At 61.8% G+C, this 16,607-nt stretch carries 13 protein-coding genes and 1 tRNA gene; 13 read left to right on the top strand and 1 reads right to left on the bottom strand.

Annotated elements, in window-relative coordinates; translation table 11 throughout:
• Nucleotides 1-84 precede the first annotated feature (84 nt).
• A complete protein-coding gene (locus H2040_RS02600) occupies nt 85-621 on the bottom strand; it encodes a hypothetical protein (protein ID WP_152485923.1) in 537 nt (178 codons plus the stop codon).
• 189 nt (nt 622-810) lie between these two features.
• Here H2040_RS02600 and H2040_RS02595 point away from each other — a divergent pair.
• The 13 genes from H2040_RS02595 to H2040_RS14265 all read left to right on the top strand — a co-directional run.
• Nucleotides 811-886, top strand: a tRNA-Trp gene (locus tag H2040_RS02595).
• Nucleotides 887-1,098: 212 nt separating this feature from the next.
• Nucleotides 1,099-1,314 (top strand): preprotein translocase subunit SecE, encoded by a 216-nt coding sequence (gene secE, locus H2040_RS02590; RefSeq protein ID WP_022699350.1) that lies wholly within the window; start codon nt 1,099-1,101, stop codon nt 1,312-1,314.
• Nucleotides 1,315-1,317: 3 nt separating this feature from the next.
• On the top strand, nt 1,318-1,854 hold the full coding sequence (gene nusG / locus H2040_RS02585; protein WP_022699351.1) for a transcription termination/antitermination protein NusG: 537 nt from the start codon (nt 1,318-1,320) through the stop codon (nt 1,852-1,854).
• Nucleotides 1,855-1,945: 91 nt separating this feature from the next.
• Nucleotides 1,946-2,374, top strand: a complete 429-nt coding sequence (gene rplK / locus H2040_RS02580) for a 50S ribosomal protein L11 (protein ID WP_022699352.1) — start codon at nt 1,946-1,948, stop codon at nt 2,372-2,374.
• A 4-nt stretch (nt 2,375-2,378) separates the two neighbouring features.
• Nucleotides 2,379-3,083, top strand: coding sequence for a 50S ribosomal protein L1 (rplA, locus tag H2040_RS02575; protein ID WP_022699353.1), 705 nt, complete (start codon nt 2,379-2,381; stop codon nt 3,081-3,083).
• A gap of 317 nt (nt 3,084-3,400) precedes the next feature.
• Entirely contained in the window at nt 3,401-3,916 is a 516-nt protein-coding gene (gene rplJ, locus H2040_RS02570; RefSeq protein WP_022699354.1) for a 50S ribosomal protein L10, read from the top strand.
• Nucleotides 3,917-3,974: 58 nt separating this feature from the next.
• On the top strand, nt 3,975-4,349 hold the full coding sequence (gene rplL, locus H2040_RS02565; RefSeq protein WP_022699355.1) for a 50S ribosomal protein L7/L12: 375 nt from the start codon (nt 3,975-3,977) through the stop codon (nt 4,347-4,349).
• 219 nt (nt 4,350-4,568) lie between these two features.
• Complete coding sequence (rpoB, locus tag H2040_RS02560; protein WP_022699356.1) at nt 4,569-8,645, top strand: DNA-directed RNA polymerase subunit beta; 4,077 nt, start codon at nt 4,569-4,571, stop codon at nt 8,643-8,645.
• Between the two features lie 91 nt (nt 8,646-8,736).
• Nucleotides 8,737-12,963 (top strand): DNA-directed RNA polymerase subunit beta', encoded by a 4,227-nt coding sequence (rpoC, locus tag H2040_RS02555; RefSeq protein ID WP_287154148.1) that lies wholly within the window; start codon nt 8,737-8,739, stop codon nt 12,961-12,963.
• 531 nt (nt 12,964-13,494) lie between these two features.
• Nucleotides 13,495-13,866 carry a 30S ribosomal protein S12 gene (gene rpsL / locus H2040_RS02550; protein WP_022699358.1) on the top strand — a complete coding sequence of 124 codons (372 nt, stop codon included), beginning with the start codon at nt 13,495-13,497 and terminating at the stop codon, nt 13,864-13,866.
• A gap of 15 nt (nt 13,867-13,881) precedes the next feature.
• Nucleotides 13,882-14,352, top strand: coding sequence for a 30S ribosomal protein S7 (rpsG, locus tag H2040_RS02545; RefSeq protein ID WP_022699359.1), 471 nt, complete (start codon nt 13,882-13,884; stop codon nt 14,350-14,352).
• Nucleotides 14,353-14,383: 31 nt separating this feature from the next.
• Complete coding sequence (fusA, locus tag H2040_RS02540; RefSeq protein WP_287154144.1) at nt 14,384-16,465, top strand: elongation factor G; 2,082 nt, start codon at nt 14,384-14,386, stop codon at nt 16,463-16,465.
• Nucleotides 16,466-16,520: 55 nt separating this feature from the next.
• Nucleotides 16,521-16,607, top strand: an 87-nt coding sequence (locus tag H2040_RS14265; RefSeq protein WP_353844777.1) for a GTP-binding protein, incomplete at its 3' end; no start/stop codon positions are given.

The following is a 16,607-nucleotide window of genomic DNA, read 5'->3' as shown; positions in this document are numbered from 1 at the left end:
TGGGCCGGCGGGTTATCCCGCCGGCCCTTTTCTTTTGTCTTCAATTTGAAACGCTGAAAGGGCGGGTGTGACGCCGCCCGGCCGTCAGCGGAGGCGGCGGACCTTGACCAGGCGGTTCAGTTCCGGAAAGCGCATGCGATAACCGGACAGAAAGCCTTTCACGACCTCGATCTGGTAGGTCTCGCCATCATCGAGCGACAGCATGGTCCGGTCGAAGTCCTGTTGCGCCCAGACCTGGTCATTATCCAGAATGAAAATGTAATTGCCGGAATTGGTGCGGGAATAATCGATAACCCGCGCTTCCAGCTTGTTGTCCGGATTGTCCGGGTCGTCTTTCGGCATCCGGCGGTTCTGGGACGCCATGACCTGTTCCGCGCCCAGTCCGCTCACCGCCGGTTCCTGCGGGTCGAGAATTTCGGCCCGGCGCTCACGGGGCAGGCGGCTTGCCAGATCTGCGACCGCTTCCTCCAAACAATCGATTCGCGCCTGCGCCTCGGTTTGTGCGCGGCATTCGGCGAGAATCGGATCGGCGACGGGGTCGCCCTGAACGGCGTGAGCGGCGCCCGCGAGGGTGGCCGCGCCCGCAGCGCCCATTGTCAGGGCGAGATATCGGATGCGCATGGAGGCTCCATTCATTGTAAAAACCTTGGAACGGGCGATTGTATAGACCTCTACAATCGCGGCAATCATTCGCGCGCCAGTCTGACCCGCGGGGCTTCAAAGCTCTCGGCTGAAAGGAAGGGCGGGGTCAGTGCGATGAAGGTCTGGTCCAAGCGGCGGAGCCGTGATACTCCGCCTTTCTGGAATCGTAGGGGTATAGCTCAGTTGGTAGAGCGACGGTCTCCAAAACCGTAGGTCGCGGGTTCAAATCCTGCTGCCCCTGCCATCTTTTTTTGCGTCTGGCTGAAGACAGGCGCCCGGAGGGTCTTGCGCAGAGGCGCCGGTTGGCGCTATCTATCCGCCCTTCGGACGATACGTATCTTAACGGCGTCGGTTCGGCCGCCTTATGGCGAGGCGACGGACGTCGTTTTTTGCTGTGGAGCCGGAAATGGGCGGGGCGAATTCTGACCGCTCCGGCGCGGCGCTTGAAGGTAGAATATGGCGGAAACGAAGAAACGCGTGGGGCCGGTGAAATTCCTCGGCCAGGTCCGTCAGGAAGGCCGCAAGGTCACCTGGACGCCGTGGCGGGAGACCGCGATCACCACGATCATGGTTTTCGTGATGGTTGCGATCATGTCCACCTTCTTTTTCGTGACCGACATGGTGGTTTCAACCGCGCTGCAGTTTGGCTTGAGCGTGCTCGAAGGTATCTAACGCATGGCTGATTATAAGTGGTACATCGTTCACGCCTATTCGAACTTCGAAAAGAAGGTCGCCGAGGCGATTCAGCGCGAGGCCGCTGAAAAGGGGCTTGAGGACCTGTTTGAAGAGGTTCTCGTTCCGACCGAGGACGTGACGGAAGTGCGCCGCGGCCGCAAGGTCAATGCCGAGCGCAAATTCTTTCCCGGCTATGTCTTGGTCAAGATGAACATGACGGATGAGGGCTATCACCTCGTCAAGAATACGCCGAAAGTCACGGGTTTCCTCGGCTCCGGCAAAACGCCGATGCCGGTCAGCGAAAATGAAGTGAAGCGCATCCTCGGCCAGATGGAAGAGGGCGTGGAACGGGAAATTCCGGAGATCCGCTTCGATATCGGCGAGAAGGTGAAGGTCACCGAGGGGCACTTCCAGTCCTTCGAGGGGCAGATCGAGGACATCGATCAGGATACCGGCCGCCTGAAGGTGGCGATTTCGATTTTCGGGCGCTCAACCCCGGTCGAGCTGGAATATGCACAGGTCGAGAAGCTGAGCTGATTTGATATTTCGATGCGGGAGGCGTTCGGGAAAGACCCTCTGGTTCGCCGCACCGCGCAACTCTTGAGTTCAAAGGAAAGAGTAACAGGGCATGGCAAAGAAAATTGACGGCTACATCAAGCTGCAGGTGCCGGCGGGGTCCGCAAACCCGTCGCCGCCGATCGGCCCGGCGCTTGGCCAGCGCGGCGTGAACATCATGGAGTTCTGCAAGGCGTTCAACGCCAAGACGGAAGGCATGGAAAAGGGGATGCCGATCCCCACGACCATCACCGTCTTCCAGGACAAGTCCTTCACGTTCGAAACCAAAACTCCGCCCGCCAGCTTCCTGCTGATGAAGGCGGCGAAGGTGAAAAAGGGCTCGGAGACGCCGGGCGAAGCGACGGCTGGCAAGGTGACGATGGCGCAGGTGCGCGAAATCGCCGAGCAGAAAATGGTCGACCTGAACGCGAATGATCTGGACCAGGCGTCCAAGATCATCGCCGGTTCGGCGCGCTCCATGGGTCTCGAGGTTGTGGGTTAGTCCAATGGCGAACATGAACGCAAAACGTTACGCGGCCGCTGTTGAGAAACTCGAGCCGAACAAGAATTACAGCCTCACTGAAGCGGTGTCGCTGGTGAAGAAAAATGCGACCGCCAAGTTTGACGAGACCATCGAGATCTCGATCAATCTGGGCGTCGACCCGCGTCACGCGGACCAGATGGTCCGCGGCGTTGTGAACCTGCCGCATGGCACGGGCCGCACGATGCGCGTCGCTGTCTTCGCCAAGGGCGCGAAGGCCGAGGAAGCCAAGAAGGCGGGCGCCGACGTGGTTGGCGCCGACGATCTGGCGGAGAAGGTTCAGGCCGGCGAGATGGATTTCGATCGCGTCATCGCCACCCCGGACATGATGCCGCTGGTTGGTCGTCTGGGTAAGGTTCTGGGCCCCAAGGGCCTGATGCCGAACCCGAAGGTCGGCACGGTGACCCCGGATGTCGCCAAGGCCATTGGCGAGGCCAAGGGCGGCGCGGTGCAGTTCCGCGTCGAGAAGTCCGGCATCGTTCACGCCGGCGTTGGCAAGGCGAGCTTTGCCGAGAACGCTCTGGAGGAAAATCTCCGCGCGTTTGTCGATGCGATCGTCAAGGCCAAGCCGACGGGCGCCAAAGGCACGTATGTGAAAAAGATCGCTCTGACCTCCACCATGGGGCCGGGCGTTCGAGTCGAAACCGCGGACGCGCTGAACGCGTCCTAACAGCGGGTTCGGCCAAGCAGGAATCCGGGTCTTCGGACCCGGCGCAGGCGGCGCGGCGGGGCCTTTTCAGGGCTCCGGTTCGCCGCCGACCTGTCCGAGATCGCAGGGGGCTTTCGGGCCTTAATCCCCGTTTCCGGGCCCTGTGTGAGACAGAGCGAAAGATCGATGCGCGCTCCTTCCCCGTGGAAGGCGCGGTCGGTTCGAGCCCTGGGACAGGAATGCGCGTTTTGCGCGTCTGGTCCTTTACGGGGCGGGGCGTGTCTGACGCGCCCTCTAGGGCGCTCCGTGGTGGAGTGTCCGAAAACAGGGAGACCGCAATGGATAGGAATGAGAAACATGACGCGGTTGAAGCGCTGAAGGGCGTTTTCGACTCGTCCGGTTCCGTGATCCTGACCCACTATAGCGGGTTGAACGTTGCGGAAATGACGAAGCTGCGCAATGGCCTCCGCGAGGCCGGCGGCAGCATCAAGGTGGTCAAGAACCGCCTGGCCAAGATCGCGCTCAAGGGCAAGCCCGGCGAGGGCGCTTCCGACCTGTTCCAGGGTCCGGTCGCCATCGCCTACGCCGAGGACTTCGTGTCCGCCCCGAAGAGCGTGGTGGAGTTCGTGAAGTCCAACGACAAGCTCAAGATCGTTGGCGGTTTCATGGGCGACGAGATTCTGGACGCCAGCGGCGTCGAGGCTCTGTCCAAGATGCCGTCGCGTGAAGAGATGATCGCGACGATCGCGGCCCGTCTTACCGGTCAGGCTTCGCAGATCGGCCAGCGTCTGTCGGCGCCGGGCTCCATGCTCGCGTCCCAGATCCAGGCGATCGGCGAACAGGCCGCCGCCTAGAACCCGTCATTCTCTGCAATCGAACTGACAATCTGCGTATCCAAAAGGAAGTAATGAAATGGCTGATGTAGCTAAACTTGCTGACGAGCTTCTTTCCCTGACCATCATGGAAGCGAAAGAGCTCAACGACATTCTGGAAGAAAAAGGCATCAAGGTCGCGGCTCCGGTCGCGGTTGCCGGTGCGGCTGGCGGCGACGCCGGCGCGGGCGCTGCCGAGGAAAAGGATGAGTTCGACGTCATCCTGACCGAGGTCGGCGACAAGAAGATCAACGTGATCAAGGAAGTCCGCGGCATCACGGGCCTGGGCCTGAAAGAAGCCAAGGAGCTTGTCGAAGGCGCTCCGAAGGCCGTCAAGGAAGGCGCGCCGAAGGCTGAAGCCGAAGAGATCAAGGCCAAGCTGGAAGAAGCCGGCGCCAAGGTCGAGCTTAAGTAACTGGCGTTTCAAGGGCGTCCAGCCTGGCCGGTAACGGTCTGGCCGGACGCCCGCGTCTGTTTACTCGAATTTCGCGCGCGTGGCGATTTCGCCCTCGCGTTGCGCGCGTAAAAGGGGCGGGGACGGTTTATCCGGCCCGGCCATCGGGGGCGAGGCGATTGTTAGGTCCGCGCGGATGTTCGCGCGGCCAAAGCGGATTGATCCGCAAAGGGAGCAGCGATGTCTCTGACGTTCACCGGCAAGAAGCGTATTCGGAAATCCTTTGGCCGCATCCCGGAAGTGGTGCAGATGCCAAACCTGATCGAGGTTCAGAAGAGCTCCTACGATCATTTTCTCCAGGCTGACGTGAAGCATGAGAACCGCGAAGACGATGGTCTTCTGGCGGTTTTCAAGTCGGTCTTCCCGATCAAGGATTTCAGCGAACGCGCGACTCTGGAGTTCGTTTCCTACGAGTTTGAACAGCCCAAGTTCGATGTCGAGGAATGCCAGCAGCGCGACATCACCTTCGCGGCGCCGCTGCGCGTGAAGCTGCGCCTGATTGTGTTCGATACGGACGAGGAAACGGGCGCGAAGTCGGTCAAGGACATCAAGGAACAGGATGTCTATATGGGCGACATCCCGCTGATGACCGACAAGGGCACGTTTGTCATCAACGGCACCGAGCGCGTGATCGTCTCCCAGATGCACCGTTCCCCGGGCGTCTTCTTCGACCACGACAAGGGCAAGACGCACGCCAGCGGCAAGTATCTCTTCGCCGCGCGCGTCATTCCTTACCGCGGCTCCTGGCTGGATTTTGAATTCGACGCCAAGGACATCGTGCATGTCCGCATCGACCGCCGCCGCAAGCTGCCGGCGACGACGATGCTCTATGGCCTGGGCATGGACAAAGAAGACATCCTGTCCACCTTCTATGACTCGGTTGTCTATACGCGCGCCAAGAAGGGCGGATGGTCCACGCCGCTGAACGCCGAGCGCCTGAAGGGCCAGAAGCCGACCCGTGACCTGATCGACGCCAAGACTGGCGATGTGATTGCGCCTGCGGGCCGCAAGATCACAGCGCGCTCTGTCAAGAAAATGGAAGAGGCCAAGGTCAAGAACCTGCTTCTGTCCGATGAAGAGCTGATCGGCCGCTTCTCCGCCTTTGACATCGTCAACGCCGAAACCGGCGAAATCTTTGTCGAGGCCGGCGACGAGCTGGGCGAAGAGACGTTGGAAACGCTGGCTGAAGCCGGCATCGACGAGCTCGAGCTGCTGGACATCGACCACATCAATATCGGCGGTTACATCCGCAATACGCTGGCCGCCGACAAGAACGAGAACCGCGAACAGGCGCTGGTGGACATCTACCGCGTCATGCGTCCTGGCGAGCCGCCGACCGCGGACACCGCCGACGCCCTGTTCAAGGGCCTGTTCTTCGATTCCGAGCGCTACGACCTGTCCTCGGTCGGCCGTGTGAAAATGAACATGCGTCTGGACCTGGATGCGGAAGACAATGTCCGCGTCCTGCGCAAGGAAGACATCCTGGCGATCCTCCAGACCATGGTCGGCCTGCGCGACGGCAAGGGCGAAGTCGACGACATCGACAATCTTGGCAATCGCCGGGTGCGTTCGGTCGGCGAGCTGATGGAAAACCAGTACCGCATTGGCCTGCTGCGCATGGAGCGCGCGATCAAGGAACGCATGACCAGCGTCGATATCGACACGGTGATGCCGCATGACCTGATCAACGCCAAACCGGCGGCCGCGGCGGTGCGTGAATTCTTTGGCTCCTCGCAGCTGTCGCAGTTCATGGACCAGACCAACCCGCTGTCCGAAATCACCCATAAGCGCCGCCTGTCGGCGCTGGGCCCGGGCGGCCTGACGCGCGAACGCGCCGGCTTTGAAGTGCGCGACGTGCATCCGACCCACTATGGCCGGATCTGCCCGATCGAGACGCCGGAAGGTCCGAATATCGGCCTGATCAACTCTCTGGCGACCCATGCGCGCGTCAACAAGTACGGCTTCATCGAGAGCCCGTACCGCAAGGTGAACAAGGGCAAGATGACCGACGAGGTTGTCTATCTCTCCGCCATGGAAGAGGCCCGCTATACCGTGGCCCAGGCCAATGCGGCCGTGGACGACAAGGGGCAGCTGAAAAACGATCTGGTGACCTGCCGGGTCAGCGGCGAAGTGACGCTGATCCCGCGCGAGGAAGTGGACCTGATCGACGTGTCGCCGAAACAGCTGGTTTCGGTCGCCGCCGCGCTGATCCCGTTCCTGGAAAACGATGACGCCAACCGCGCCCTGATGGGCTCGAACATGCAACGTCAGGCCGTGCCGCTTCTGAAGTCGGAAGCGCCGCTGGTCGGAACGGGCATGGAAGCGGTCGTGGCGCGCGATTCCGGCGCCGCCATTACCGCCAAGCGCGACGGCATCGTTGAGCAGGTGGACGCGCAGCGTATCGTTATCCGCGCGACCAAGGAGAACGACCCCACCAAGCCGGGCGTCGACATCTACAACCTGCTGAAGTTCCAGCGTTCCAACCAGTCGACCTGCATCAACCAGCGTCCGCTGGTTCGCGTGGGCGATGAGGTCAATGCCGGCGATATCGTCGCCGACGGACCGTCGACGGACCTGGGCGAGCTGGCTCTGGGCCGTAACGCGCTGGTCGCGTTCATGCCCTGGAACGGTTACAACTTCGAGGACTCCATCCTGATCTCCGAACGCATCGTCCGTGACGACGTGTTCACCTCCATCCATCTGGAGGAGTTCGAGATCATGGCCCGCGACACCAAGCTGGGCCCGGAAGAGATCACCCGCGATATCCCGAATGTCGGCGAGGAGGCCCTGCGCAATCTCGACGAGGCGGGCATCGTGTCGATCGGCGCCGAGGTTCATTCCGGCGATATCCTGGTCGGCAAGGTGACGCCGAAGGGCGAGTCGCCGATGACGCCGGAAGAGAAGCTTCTCCGCGCCATCTTCGGCGAGAAGGCCTCCGACGTTCGCGACACCTCCCTGAAGCTGCCCCCGGGCACGACGGGTACGGTCGTCGAAGTGCGCGTGTTCAACCGTCATGGCGTCGAAAAAGACCAGCGCGCGATGCAGATCGAGCGCGAGGAAATCGAGCGTCTGGCCAAGGACCGCGACGACGAACTGGCGATCCTGGAGCGCAACATCTATGGCCGTCTGAAGGACCTGATCCTCGGCAAGACCGCGGTGTCCGGCCCGAAAGGCTTCACCAAGGGCGAGATCACCGAGGACAAGCTGGAAGATCTTAGCCGCGGCCAGTGGTGGCAGATCGGTCTCGGCGACGAGGCCGCGATGTCCGAGGTCGAGGCGCTGCAGAAGCAGTATGACGACTCCAAGTCCCGCCTGGACGCGCGGTTCGAGGACAAGGTCGACAAGCTGCAGCGGGGCGACGAACTGCCGCCGGGCGTGATGAAGATGGTCAAGGTCTTCGTGGCCGTGAAGCGCAAGCTGGCGCCGGGCGACAAGATGGCGGGCCGTCACGGCAACAAGGGCGTGATTTCGCGCATCGTTCCGATTGAGGACATGCCCTTCCTGGAAGACGGCAAGCCGGTCGACATCGTCCTGAACCCGCTGGGCGTGCCTTCGCGCATGAATGTCGGGCAGATTCTGGAAACCCATCTGGGCTGGGCCTGTTCGGGCCTTGGCCGCCAGATCGGCGTGGCCTACGACACCTACAAGCGTGAGAACGACATCAAGCCGCTCAAGGATACGTTCAAGAATATCCTTGGCGACGATGCCGAGTTGCCGCGCAAGAACGAAGAGCTGGCCGAGCTTGGCCGGAACATGGCCAACGGTCTTCCCATCGCCACGCCGGTCTTTGACGGCGCGCGCGAGGACGAGATCGTCGAACATCTGGAGAAGGCGGGTTTCCGCTCCTCCGGTCAGTCGACCCTGCATGACGGCCGCACCGGCGAGAAGTTCGCCCGCGACGTCACGGTCGGCTACATGTACCTGCTCAAGCTGCACCACCTGGTGGACGACAAGATCCACGCCCGTTCCATCGGCCCCTACAGCCTGGTTACCCAGCAGCCGCTGGGCGGCAAGGCGCAGTTTGGCGGCCAGCGCTTCGGCGAGATGGAAGTGTGGGCGCTGGAAGCCTACGGCGCGGCCTACACGCTGCAGGAGATGCTGACGGTCAAGTCGGACGACGTGGCTGGCCGGACCAAGGTCTATGAGGCCATTGTCCGCGGCGACGACTCGTTCGAAGCCGGCATCCCGGAAAGCTTCAACGTGCTTGTGAAGGAAATGCGTTCGCTGGGTCTGGACGTCGAGCTTCAGAACAGCTGACGCGCGAAAGCGGTAATTGAAACACGCCGGCGGGCGGATCGCGTATCCCTCGCCGGCCCTGGAATTAGCGGCTCATAAGGAGGCCGATGTCATGAACCAAGAGGTCATGAACATCTTTAATCCGGCGGCGGAAGAACCCGTCTTCGATCAAATCCGGATCGGGCTGGCCAGCCCGGAAAAGATTCATTCCTGGTCATACGGCGAAATCAAGAAGCCGGAGACGATCAATTACCGGACCTTCAAGCCGGAGCGGGACGGTCTGTTCTGCGCCCGGATTTTTGGTCCGATCAAGGATTACGAATGCTTGTGCGGCAAGTACAAGCGTATGAAATACAAAGGCATTATCTGCGAGAAGTGCGGCGTTGAAGTGACGCTCGCGCGGGTTCGCCGTGAGCGCATGGGCCATATCGAACTGGCCGCGCCAGTCGCCCATATCTGGTTCCTGAAGTCGCTCCCGTCCCGCATCTCGCTGATGATGGACATGATGCTCAAGGACGTCGAACGCGTCCTTTATTTCGAGCAATACGTGGTGATGGAGCCCGGCCTGACGCCGCTTGAGCCCAAGCAGCTTCTGACCGAGGAAGAATATCACCAGGCTCAGGAAGAGTATGGCGAGGACAGCTTCACCGCCGGCATCGGCGCCGAGGCGATCCGCGAAATGCTCATCGGCATCGACCTCGAGAAGGAAGCGGCCAAGGTCCGCGACGATATCGAGGAAACCGGCTCCGAGCTGAAGAAGAAGAAGTTCCTCAAGCGGCTGAAGCTGCTGGAATCCTTCCTGTCTTCCGGCAACCGCCCGGAATGGATGATCATGACGGTCGTCCCGGTGATCCCGCCGGAACTGCGTCCGCTGGTCCCGCTGGACGGCGGCCGTTTCGCGACGTCCGACCTCAACGACCTGTATCGCCGGGTGATCAACCGGAACAACCGCCTGAAGCGCCTGATGGAGCTGCGCGCGCCGGACATCATCATCCGCAACGAAAAGCGGATGCTGCAGGAATCCGTCGACGCGCTGTTCGACAATGGCCGGCGCGGCCGGACCATCACGGGCGCCAACAAGCGTCCGCTGAAATCCATGTCGGACATGCTGAAGGGCAAGCAGGGCCGGTTCCGTCAGAACCTGCTCGGCAAGCGCGTGGACTATTCCGGCCGTTCCGTGATCGTGGTCGGTCCGGAGCTGAAGCTGCATGAGTGCGGCCTGCCCAAGAAAATGGCGCTGGAGCTGTTCAAGCCGTTCATTTATGCGCGGCTGGACGCCAAGGGCCTGTCTGGCACCGTCAAGCAGTCCAAGAAGATGGTGGAAAAAGAGCGGCCCGAAGTCTGGGATATCCTGGATGAGGTGATCCGCGAGCATCCGGTTCTTCTGAACCGCGCGCCGACGCTTCACCGTCTCGGCATCCAGGCGTTCGAGCCCAAGCTGATCGAGGGCAAGGCTATCCAGCTTCACCCGCTGGTCTGCGCCGCGTTCAACGCCGACTTCGACGGCGACCAGATGGCCGTGCACGTTCCGCTGAGCCTTGAGGCGCAGCTGGAAGCGCGCGTCCTGATGATGTCGACGAACAATATCCTGTCGCCCGCCAACGGGCGGCCGATCATTGTGCCGTCGCAGGACATCGTCCTCGGCCTCTACTATCTCTCTCTGGAGAAGGAAGGCGAGCCGGGCGAGGGGATGATCTTCTCGAACATCGCCGAAATCGAGGCCGCGCTGGATGCGGGCGCCGTGTCTCTTCATTCGAAGATCAAGGCGCGCTGGGTCACCCAGAACGAGGATGGCGAGCGCGTTACCCAGATCGTCGAGTCGACGCCGGGCCGCATGAAGATCGCAGAGCACCTGCCGCGCGATTACAAAGTCCCGTTTGACGTGATCAACCGCACGCTAACGAAGAAGGAAATCGGCTCCGTAATCGACGTGGTCTACCGCCACACCGGTCAGAAGGCGACGGTCATCTTCTGCGACCAGATCATGAAGCTGGGCTTCAAGGAGGCCGCCAAGGCCGGCATCTCCTTCGGCAAGGACGACATGGTCATTCCGGAGTCCAAGAAGACGCTGGTTGAAGAGACCCGTCAGCTGGTCACCGAATATGAGCAGCAATATGCCGACGGCCTGATCACCAAAGGTGAGAAGTACAACAAGGTCGTCGACGCCTGGGCCAAGTGCACCGACAAGGTCGCCGACATCATGATGGACGAAGTGTCCAAGATGGAAGTTGGCGAGGATGGCCGTCAGGGCGAGCCGAATTCCATCTTCATGATGGCCCATTCCGGCGCCCGTGGCTCCAAGAACCAGATGAAGCAGCTGGCCGGCATGCGCGGCCTGATGGCCAAGCCGTCGGGTGAAATCATCGAGACGCCGATCATCTCGAACTTCAAGGAAGGCCTGACCGTGCTGGAGTATTTCAACTCCACCCACGGCGCCCGTAAGGGTCTGGCCGATACCGCCCTGAAGACCGCCAACTCCGGTTACCTGACCCGCCGTCTGGTCGATGTGGCGCAGGACTGCATCGTTCTGGAGAATGATTGCGGATCGACCGAAGGCATCGAGATGCAGACGATTGTCGAGGGCGGCGACGTGGTCGTCTCCCTGGGGCAGCGTATCCTGGGCCGCGTTCTGGCCGAGGACATCGTGCATCCCGAAACCGGCGAGACGATGTGCGAGGCCGGCGACTATATGGACGAGCGCATCATCGCGGAAATCGACGAGGCGGAAGTCCAGTCGGCCCGCGTGCGCTCCGTGCTCACTTGCGAGACCCGCACCGGCGTCTGTTCCGAGTGCTATGGCCGTGACTTGGCGCGCGGCACGCGCGTGAACATGGGCGAAGCAGTCGGCGTCATTGCGGCGCAATCGATCGGCGAGCCGGGCACCCAGCTGACGATGCGGACCTTCCACATCGGCGGCGCGGCCCAGGTTTCCGAGAAGTCGTTCATCGAGGCCTCGCGCGACGGCAAGGTGGCGTTCAAGAACCGCTCGACGGTGAAGGACTCCTCCGGCGCCTTCGTGGTGATGAGCCGCTCGACCGAGATCGTCGTCCAGGACAAGGACGGCAAGGATCTGGAGACCTACACGCTGCCCTATGGCGCGCGTGTTCCCGTCGACGAGGGCGATGCGGTCAAGCGCGGCCAGCGTCTGGCCGAGTGGGATCCGTACACCACCCCGATCATCACCGAGGTCGGCGGTCAGGTGAAGTTCCTCGACCTCGCCGACGGCGTTTCCGTCAAGGAAGAGATGGACGAAGCCACCGGCATCTCCTCCAAGGTCGTGATCGACTGGCGCGCCTCACAGCGCGGCGGCGATCTTCAGCCCGCCGTCGTGGTGCAGGACAAGAAGGGCGAGCCGGTCGAGCTCGGCTCTGGCAAGATCGCCAACTACATGCTGGCGGTCGGCGCCATCCTGTCCGTCACCGACGGGGACGAGGTGAAGCCGGGCGACGTTCTGGCCCGTATCCCGACCGAGGGCGCCAAGACGCGTGACATCACGGGCGGTCTGCCGCGCGTGGCGGAGCTGTTCGAAGCGCGCCGGCCGAAGGATCACGCCATCATCGCCGACATTGACGGCAAGGTGGAATACGGACGCGACTACAAGAACAAGCGCCGCATCGCCATCGTGCCGGAGGGCGAGGACGCCGAGAAGGTCGAGTATCTCGTGCCCAAGGGCCGCCACCTGATGGTTCAGGAAGGCGACCACATCAAGCGCGGCGAATACCTGATGGACGGCAACCCGGCCCCGCACGACATCCTGTCCGTGATGGGCGTCGAGGCGCTGGCCCAGTACCTGATCGCCGAGATCCAGGACGTCTATCGCCTGCAAGGCGTGCCGATCAACGACAAGCATATCGAAGTGATCGTGCGTCAGATGCTGCAGAAGGTGGAGATCACCGATCCGGGCGACACTACCTTCCTGATGGGCGAACAGGTCGACCGCGTCGAAATGGAAGAAGCCAACGAAGCGCTGAAGGGCAAAAAGAAGCACGCCAAGGGCGACCCGGTTCTGCTGGGCATCACCAAGGCCTCGCTGCAGACCCGCTCCTTCATCTCCGCGGCCTCGTTCCAGGAGACCACCCGCGTGCTGACCGAGGCCTCGGTCCAGGGCAAGGTGGATACGCTGGAAGGCCTGAAGGAGAACGTGATCGTGGGCCGTCTCATCCCGGCCGGCACCGGCGGTCACATGCGCAAGATGGCCAAGGTCGCCCACAAACGCGACCAGAAGCAGCTCGCAGCGAACGAAGCGGCCCGCGCCGAAGCGCTCCCCGCCGAAATCGCCGAAGCCGCCGAGGCCGAAGCCGCGTCCCCGGAATCGGAAACCCCGAAATCCGAGGACTAGGCTCTACGCCTTGCATGCAAACAGGAAAGGCCGCCGGTAACCCCGGCGGCCTTTTTCTTTGCCGCTTTCCACGTATACGAATCGCGGGACGCTTGGCTCGAATCAATCTGGAGAATCAGTCAGTTGGAGATTCGCGGGCGATATTTTCGGCTTATGGACCGATAGCGCTGCTTAGTGCCCTGGCGCGAGAACGCGGGCACAGCTTTCGGGAGGGGCCGGAATGCCAATAATGTCGGGGCGGGGCGCGGGTAATTTCCAAATCGCTGCGCGCGGCCGGTCATTCGCTGCACATGCCGTGGCGATTGGCTTGACGGGTCAGCGGGGCGGCGTTACATAGCGGCTCGTTTTTGGGACTGGCCGTAGCCGTTTTCTGGGCTAAACGCGGTTCGCGAACCAATGACGTTAAAGATTTAGGAGCTGAACAGAGCTCCGACGCCGCCTCCGGCTAACGGGAAGGGCGGTTTTCGTCTTGGCGATGGGGATGATCCCTTTGCCAATGGGTTATTTGTTAGGTTGCGAGAGCGAGAACGCATGCCGACGATCAATCAACTCGTGCGCAAGCCGCGCAGTCCGAAGCGCAAGCGGAACAAGGTTCCGGCGCTGGAGGGCTGCCCGCAGCGCCGCGGCGTTTGCACCCGTGTTTACACGACGACCCCGAAGAAGCCGAACTCGGCCCTCCGGAAGGTTGCGAAGGTGCGTCTGACCTCCGGTCATGAAGTGGTGAGCTACATCCCGGGCGAAGGTCACAACCTTCAGGAGCACTCCGTGGTGCTGATCCGCGGCGGCCGCGTGAAAGACCTTCCGGGCGTGCGCTACCACGTGCTGCGCGGCGTTCTGGATACCCAGGGCGTTAAAGACCGCAAGCAGCGCCGTTCGCTCTACGGCGCCAAGCGTCCGAAGTAGGGAAGCGAGAACACCATGTCCCGTCGTCACCGCGCAGAAAAACGCGACATCATTCCGGACCCGAAATTCGGGGACGAGGTCCTGACCAAGTTCATGAACTACGTCATGCGTGACGGTCAGAAATCGAAGGCCGAGCGTATCGTCTACGGCGCTTTCGAGATTGTTGAAGAGAAGACGCGCCAGGAGCCGATCCAGATTTTCCACGATGCGCTGGAAAACGTGAAGCCGGCCGTCGAGGTTCGCTCCCGCCGGGTTGGCGGCGCGACGTACCAGGTTCCGGTCGAGGTTCGCCCCGAGCGCCGTCAGGCGCTGGCGATCCGCTGGCTGGTCAATGCGGCGCGCGGCCGTGGCGAGAACACGATGCGCGAGCGCCTGGCCGGCGAGCTGATGGACGCCGCGAACAATCGCGGCTCCTCGGTGAAGAAGCGCGAAGACACGCACCGCATGGCGGACGCCAACAAGGCGTTCTCGCACTACCGCTGGTAGCGCGAAGAATACGGATTAGAGAGACTTTACGATGTCCCGCACCCACAAGATCGAAGATTACCGCAACTTCGGCATCATGGCGCATATTGACGCCGGCAAGACGACGACGACCGAGCGGATTCTGTTCTATACCGGCAAGTCCCACAAGATCGGCGAAGTCCATGACGGCGCCGCCACGATGGACTGGATGGAGCAGGAGCAGGAGCGCGGCATCACGATTACGTCCGCCGCGACGACCTGTTTCTGGAACGAGAAGCGCCTGAATATCATCGACACGCCCGGCCACGTCGACTTCACCATTGAGGTCGAGCGTTCCCTGCGCGTGCTGGACGGCGCGATCGCTCTGCTGGACGCCAATGCCGGTGTCGAGCCGCAGACCGAGACGGTCTGGCGCCAGGCCGACAAGTACGAAGTTCCGCGGATGATCTTCGTCAACAAGATGGACAAGCTGGGCGCCGATTTCTATCGCTGCGTCGAGATGATCGAAAGCCGCCTGGGCGCGAATGCCCTGGTTACCCAGCTGCCGATTGGCGCGGAAACCGATTACAAGGGTCTGGTCGATCTTCTGAAAATGAAGGCGATCATCTGGGAAGACGAGGGCCTGGGCGCGGCGTTCCACGAGGAAGACATCCCGGCCGACATGGCCGACGATGCCGCCAAGTACCGTGAAAAGCTGGTCGAGGCCGCCGTCGAGGTCGATGAGGCCGCGATGGAGGCCTATCTGGAGGGCGACGAGCCTGACACCGATCAACTGAAAGCGCTGATCCGCAAGGGCACCATCAAGAACATGTTTGTGCCGATCTTGAATGGCACGGCGTTCAAGAACAAAGGCGTGCAGCCGCTGCTGGACGCGGTTGTCGATTATCTTCCGTCCCCGGTCGAGGTTGCGGCGATCCGCGGCGTTACGGCTGATGGCGACGAGGAAGACGTCAAGCGCCGCGCGTCTGACGAAGCGCCGTTCTCCGCTCTGGCCTTCAAGATCATGAACGACTCCTTTGTCGGCTCGCTGACCTTCTGCCGCATCTATTCCGGCGTCCTGAAGCAGGGCGATTCTGTGGTGAACACGGTGAAGGAAAAGAAAGAGCGGGTGGGGCGCATGATGATGATGCACTCCAATCACCGTGAAGATATAAAGGAAGCGCACGCGGGCGACATCGTCGCCATTGCGGGCCTGAAGGACACCACGACGGGCGACACGCTCTCCGATCCGGGCAGCCCGGTCATTCTGGAGCGCATGGAGTTCCCCGATCCGGTCATCGAGATCGCGATCGAGCCGAAGACCAAGTCTGACCAGGAAAAACTGGGCGCTGGCCTGGGCCGTCTGGCGGCGGAGGATCCGTCCTTCCGCGTGACGACGGACGAAGAATCCGGTCAGACCATCATCGCCGGCATGGGCGAGCTGCACCTGGATATCCTGGTTGACCGTCTGCGCCGCGAGTTTGGCGTCGAGGCCAATGTCGGCGCGCCGCAGGTCGCTTATCGCGAGACGCTGACCCGCGAAACGGAAATCGACTACACGCACAAGAAGCAGACGGGCGGCTCTGGCCAGTTCGCGCGCGTCAAGATCGTGTTCGAGCCGCTTGAGCCGGGCGCGGGCGCCGAGTTCGTGTCCGAGGTTGTCGGCGGCAACGTGCCGAAGGAATACATTCCGGGCGTCGAAAAGGGCATCAAGTCCGTCGCCGAATCCGGACTGCTGGCCGGCTTCCCGGTGATCGACTACCGGGCCCGCCTGATCGACGGCGCCAGCCACGATGTCGACTCGTCTGTCATGGCGTTCGAAATCGCGGGCCGCGCAGCGTTCCGTGAGGCGGCCGACAAGGCCGGCGCGACGCTTCTGGAGCCGATTATGAAGGTCGAAGTGACGACGCCGGAAGAGCATATGGGCGACGTGATTGGCGACCTGAACTCCCGCCGCGGCATGGTGCAGGGCACCGAGGCGCGCGGCGTGACGCAAGTGGTCAACGCCTTCGTGCCGCTCGCCAACATGTTCGGCTACGTCAACAATCTGCGTTCGATGTCCCAGGGGCGCGCGCAGTACACGATGCAGTTCGATCACTACGAACCCGTTCCGCAAGCGGTCAGCCAGGAAGTCTTGGCGAAGCTCGCGGGCTAGAGAATTAAACCGGACGTCTGCCGTCTAAAGCAGTTGTAAAAAGAGAGTTTGGACAATGGGCAAAGAGAAGTTTGAGCGCAGCAAGCCGCACGCGAACATTGGCACGATTGGTCATGTTGACCATGGCAAGACGACGCTGACG

It is taken from the genome of Euryhalocaulis sp. (assembly GCF_013911995.1).
GTDB lineage: Bacteria > Pseudomonadota > Alphaproteobacteria > Caulobacterales > Maricaulaceae > Euryhalocaulis > Euryhalocaulis caribicus.
Note: the sequence above shows the minus strand (reverse complement) of the source record. Positions and strands in the feature narration are given on the sequence as shown.

Excerpts from the sequence above, each read along its gene's own strand:
- H2040_RS02600 (WP_152485923.1), bottom strand. The coding sequence starts at position 621 with ATGCGCATCCGATATCTCGCCCTGACAATGGGCGCTGCGGGCGCGGCC.
- secE (WP_022699350.1), top strand. The coding sequence starts at position 1,099 with ATGGCGGAAACGAAGAAACGCGTGGGGCCGGTGAAATTCCTCGGCCAG.
- nusG (WP_022699351.1), top strand. The coding sequence starts at position 1,318 with ATGGCTGATTATAAGTGGTACATCGTTCACGCCTATTCGAACTTCGAA.
- rplK (WP_022699352.1), top strand. The coding sequence starts at position 1,946 with ATGGCAAAGAAAATTGACGGCTACATCAAGCTGCAGGTGCCGGCGGGG.
- rplA (WP_022699353.1), top strand. The coding sequence starts at position 2,379 with ATGGCGAACATGAACGCAAAACGTTACGCGGCCGCTGTTGAGAAACTC.
- rplJ (WP_022699354.1), top strand. The coding sequence starts at position 3,401 with ATGGATAGGAATGAGAAACATGACGCGGTTGAAGCGCTGAAGGGCGTT.
- rplL (WP_022699355.1), top strand. The coding sequence starts at position 3,975 with ATGGCTGATGTAGCTAAACTTGCTGACGAGCTTCTTTCCCTGACCATC.
- rpoB (WP_022699356.1), top strand. The coding sequence starts at position 4,569 with ATGTCTCTGACGTTCACCGGCAAGAAGCGTATTCGGAAATCCTTTGGC.
- rpoC (WP_287154148.1), top strand. The coding sequence starts at position 8,737 with ATGAACCAAGAGGTCATGAACATCTTTAATCCGGCGGCGGAAGAACCC.
- rpsL (WP_022699358.1), top strand. The coding sequence starts at position 13,495 with ATGCCGACGATCAATCAACTCGTGCGCAAGCCGCGCAGTCCGAAGCGC.
- rpsG (WP_022699359.1), top strand. The coding sequence starts at position 13,882 with ATGTCCCGTCGTCACCGCGCAGAAAAACGCGACATCATTCCGGACCCG.
- fusA (WP_287154144.1), top strand. The coding sequence starts at position 14,384 with ATGTCCCGCACCCACAAGATCGAAGATTACCGCAACTTCGGCATCATG.